The organism is Halobacillus sp. BBL2006, assembly GCF_000786645.1.
Taxonomy (GTDB): domain Bacteria; phylum Bacillota; class Bacilli; order Bacillales; family Halobacillaceae; genus Halobacillus.
Map to the genome: position 1 here is coordinate 1 of NZ_JRNX01000472.1, position 3,782 is coordinate 3,782.

Below are 3,782 nucleotides of genomic sequence, written 5' to 3' on the forward strand. Positions count from 1 at the left end.
TTTTTATTTATCTAGACCAACTTTTTTGACACTCCACTCCCACAGTTTTTCCGCCAGTGCATTATCCTGTGCACGTTCAGATCTGGCAGCTACTTTCCGTTTGTAAGAATATTCTCCTTTGATCTTTAAATCAGGCTCTGTTGCAAGGTAAAACGTCGTATCTGCTTAAACAAGCTGTTACAGAATGATCGCTGATTATTTAAGAATAAATGGTAGTTATTTTAGAATCACAGCGCAATATTTTAGAATGCAAGCTCGTTATTTAAGAATACAGATTTGAAATTTAATAAAGAATCTTTCTATTAAGGTAGACTCTCACAAACGAGTCCATCATTATCGTTTCCATCTAACCGATGAGGGTCCCTGGATGGTCCGCCAGCGGCATCAAAAAAAGCCTGAGCATCTTGTTGTGTCTTAAAATCACCGCAGTTTCGGTCAGGTCCATTAGGATCATAGGGTCCAATGTAGCTGCTTGTCTTTCTTTTATTGCCAGCATCGGATGGAGGTTGTTTTTTAGAAAAACCACTCTCTGTAACATACCCATTGATGCTCCATATGTTTTTGTTCGCATTCGCCGCTTTTGTTTGCGCTTTGACGAAACTGTCGTAGTGAGTATAAGGCGGGTCGTATACATAGGCGAGACGAGCCAGTCCTTCTTTTAGCAGCATCTGATTAAAATTTTCCCCGTCGACCCATAAGTATGCGAGCAGTCTGTTATATTTATCACGCTTCGGACCGTCATATTCCACCCGGACTTCTTTGCCATTCAATGTTTCTTCCGCAAATTGACTGGCTTTAGGGCCATAGGGCTGCACTGGAAGGTCAGGGTGCTTTGTCTCGGGCGTGTCAACGAGAAGCAGTCGCACATCCTCCGTTTTTCCATTCAAATTAATTTCTATGGTGTCGCCGTCTATAACTCTTGTCACAGAAGCTAAAGGTAAATCGTGCAGAGCGTCTTCTTCAATGCTGAAATTTGATGTAGAGCTTGTCTTTGTTTCAGATTCAGTTTCTGCTTCATTTGTTGTTTCAGCGGAAGTTTCTTCCTTCGTGGTGTCTTCACTTGTTGAAGCTTGGTCACTGCTGGCTTCACATCCAAATGTAAATAGACAGATGAACAGTACTGCCAAGATTTTTCCAAATAGATGGTTACGAAATTGAGCAAAAGGGAACCAAGGAAGTAAGACAGCGGCTATGATAAGGGTCAGCAATAATTCCAACTTACTCCTCCTCTATATGTTAGTTTTCAAGATTTTACTAAGATGAAAAAAGTAGATTCATAACTTTATCATCTCAAAGTTTCAAAATTGACGCTAGTCGTGATTCGCGTTTGGAAGGGGGGAGAATCTAAACAGCTGGCGTCACCTTTAGTGTTTGTTCCATCTTAAGTGAGTAGTTAATCAAAAAAAGGAGTGATAGTGATGCATCAATTTATTTCACCGAAACGGGTTTATTACGGAAATGGATCATTAAGCAGACTGCAGGAAGTAGTACAGGAGCTGCAAGTTCAGAGAGTATTTGTGGTGTCAGATCCAGCACTGAAGGATTTGCAAGTGATTAATCCAATCATACATATCTTAGAGGGGGAGAATCTGGAAGTGACGGTCAGTACTGACGTTGTTCCGGAACCTTCTTTAAGTGTTGGAAATCAGATCATTGAACAAGCAAGGGAGGCACGAGCTGAACTCGTGGTAGGCGTTGGAGGAGGAAGCGCACTTGATCTCGCTAAAGCAGCAGCTGTGTTCATTGACAACAAAGGCGGTGTGGAAGATTATTTAAACTTGAGCAGCGATCAGACGTTCGCGGCAAAGGGAGTTCCTAAAGTCCTGATACCGACCACATCTGGCACAGGTGCCGAAGTAACGGATATCGCTGTGTTTTCAATGAAAGACTCGAAAGACGTAATGACCCACCCATACTTGCTTGCCGATTATGCAATTGTTGATCCTGTTTTGACTTACACACTTCCTCCAAATGTTACGGCAGCGAGTGGCATGGATGCTCTGACGCATGCTATCGAAGCCTATACTTCAAAGCAGTCAACACCATTGACGGATTCTTTAGCTCTTGAGGCGATTGAACGAATCAGCGGACATATACGATCAGCGGTCTGGAACGACAGGGATTACAAAGCACGTGAACAAATGGCTTTAGGCAGTATGCAGGCAGGGATGAGTTTTTATAATGCTGGGGTAGCGGGCGTGCATGCCTTGGCTTATCCCTTAGGAGGACTATACAAAGTTCCTCATGGAGAATCGAACGCCGTTCTGCTTCCCTTTGTCTATGATTCTATCTTTCCAGCATGCTTAGATAAAATGGCGGGAATTGGAAGAGCGCTTGGCATTCCTGTTGAAGGTAAAACAAACCGTCAAGTGGCGCAAAGTGTCGTTCGCTTTTTACTACAATTAGTAGAGGATGTCGGACTCCCAACAAAGCTTAGCGTCTATGACATCGAAGAAAAAGATATGGAACGGCTCGTAGATAATGGTCTGAAACAAACACGGTTGTTAAATCGCAGCCCTAAACCTCTTTCAGAAACGGCCATCCGCCAAATCTATTTTAATGCTCTCAGAGGAGAACTAGTTCACAGCTAGACCCAGGGAGGAAGCGAAATGTACACGAAAATCATAGAACCGCGGGTTTCAGAGACAGATGGGGTCGGTCATATCAACAATACTACGGTACCAATCTGGTTCGAGGCCGCTAGAAATGAAATTTTCAAGCTGTTCACTCCGGACAATTCTTTTGCCAATTGGAAGATGATTATCTTGAATATGAACGTCGATTACCAGAGCCAAATCTATTTCGGGAGAGATGCGACGATTTTTACGTGGGTGAAACGGATCGGAACTTCCAGTCTGGAGTTGTATGAGGAGCTCTGGCAGGAAGACAGGCTGTGCGCCAAAGGGACTGTCACCTATGTAAACTTTGATTTAGAAAAACAGAAGTCAGAACCAATTCCTGATGATATTCGTAAAGAACTGGAGGTTCATCTCTATCAGGTCTCTTGAAAAAAAGGAGGACGACAGTGGGTCGTCCTCTCTTATTTATAGAAGATTAATAATGAATGGGAAGGAGTTTTCATGGAATGACGTTTTCAAAAATTCTATTCATAGGTGACAGCATTACCGAAAGTGGCAGATTTTCTGACCCACAAGGGCTTGGAAATGGCTATGTACATAAAGTCATGAAAAAATTAGAGCTTTCACCTGATATCATTTTGAATCGAGGGGTAAGCGGTGATCGGATTGTGAACCTTGAAGAAAGGTGGGAGAGGGATGTCCTAAAGGAAAATCCTGATCTCTTATCTATTTCCATCGGGGTAAACGATGTATGGCGGCAGCTCGATTCCCAAGGTATGACCCAAGTAACCGCTCGACAGTTCAAAGAAAAATACATCCAGCTGCTGGAGCGTACATTAGAAAAGTGCAATTCTGAGATTGTTTTGATGGAGCCGACGATAATCGGGGAAGAACCGGAATCAGAAGGTAATCAAAGACTGAAAGAGTATGTACATGTCTTAAGAGAGGCAGCAGAGCAATTTGGGTGCAGTTATGTTCCACTTCATGGGGCATTTATTAAGCAGCTGCGTGCAAAAGTTTTAACGCCGCTTACGACAGATGGGGTGCATATGAACGAACGTGGGGATGAGTTGATGGCAGTAGAATGGATCAAGGCAACCCGTCACTTGTTCTAATAAAAGAGGTGCCAGCAAAGGCTGGCACCTCTTTTTATCAGCGAAAAGCAGAATTTATCAGCGAAAAGCAGAATTTATCAGCGAAAAG

4 protein-coding genes are annotated in these 3,782 nt (G+C 43.1%); 3 read left to right on the forward strand and 1 reads right to left on the reverse strand.

The window, feature by feature from the left end; all coding sequences use genetic code 11:
* Positions 1 to 302: 302 nt before the first annotated feature.
* Entirely contained in the window at positions 303 to 1,217 is a 915-nt protein-coding gene (locus LD39_RS13995) for a thermonuclease family protein (protein ID WP_052158878.1), read from the reverse strand.
* Positions 1,218 to 1,418: 201 nt separating this feature from the next.
* On the opposite strand from LD39_RS13995, the gene LD39_RS14000 reads away from it, so the two are divergent.
* The 3 genes from LD39_RS14000 to LD39_RS14010 all read left to right on the forward strand — a co-directional run bounded on the left by LD39_RS14000 (position 1,419) and on the right by LD39_RS14010 (position 3,694).
* Entirely contained in the window at positions 1,419 to 2,591 is a 1,173-nt protein-coding gene (locus tag LD39_RS14000) for an iron-containing alcohol dehydrogenase (RefSeq protein WP_052158879.1), read from the forward strand.
* Between the two features lie 18 nt (positions 2,592 to 2,609).
* A complete protein-coding gene (locus LD39_RS14005) occupies positions 2,610 to 3,008 on the forward strand; it encodes a thioesterase family protein (RefSeq protein ID WP_035548211.1) in 399 nt (132 codons plus the stop codon).
* A 77-nt stretch (positions 3,009 to 3,085) separates the two neighbouring features.
* On the forward strand, positions 3,086 to 3,694 hold the full coding sequence (locus LD39_RS14010; RefSeq protein WP_035548214.1) for an SGNH/GDSL hydrolase family protein: 609 nt from the start codon (positions 3,086 to 3,088) through the stop codon (positions 3,692 to 3,694).
* Positions 3,695 to 3,782 lie beyond the last annotated feature (88 nt).

Coding starts and splice junctions, on each gene's coding strand:
- LD39_RS14005 (WP_035548211.1), top strand. CDS start 2,610: ATGTACACGAAAATCATAGAACCGCGGGTTTCAGAGACAGATGGGGTC.
- LD39_RS14010 (WP_035548214.1), top strand. CDS start 3,086: ATGACGTTTTCAAAAATTCTATTCATAGGTGACAGCATTACCGAAAGT.
- LD39_RS14000 (WP_052158879.1), top strand. CDS start 1,419: ATGCATCAATTTATTTCACCGAAACGGGTTTATTACGGAAATGGATCA.